The sequence below is a fragment of the Staphylococcus intermedius NCTC 11048 genome (assembly GCF_002902385.1).
Taxonomy (GTDB): domain Bacteria; phylum Bacillota; class Bacilli; order Staphylococcales; family Staphylococcaceae; genus Staphylococcus; species Staphylococcus intermedius.
The window spans coordinates 1-262 of record NZ_PPQH01000144.1 but is presented as its reverse complement, the minus strand read 5'-3'; the positions used below and the strand labels follow the sequence as shown (position 1 = coordinate 262).

Genomic DNA, 262 nt, shown 5'->3' with positions numbered 1-262 from the left:
GTTACCTAACAACACACGCCTTGTTGGTCAAGGTAAAGGTATTACAACAATTAAATTAGCTGATGATGCACCTGCCGACGCAATTGTTGTAACAAATTTATCGATGGGCGGTAATGCTGAAAACATCGCTATCGAAAACTTTAGTATTGATGGTAATCGTCATCGTCAAAATGACACATTAAAACCTGCAGGAGGTTCACTTTCCAGTGGTGTACGCTTTGCAGGTGTTAAACACGGTTACATTTATAACATCGAGTCATAT

The 262-nt window shown here is 39.3% G+C and carries 1 protein-coding gene; it reads left to right on the top strand.

Annotated elements, in window-relative coordinates; all coding sequences use genetic code 11:
- The coding region (locus CD138_RS13715; protein WP_142380769.1) for a hypothetical protein at positions 1-262 on the top strand (262 nt) is incomplete at both ends.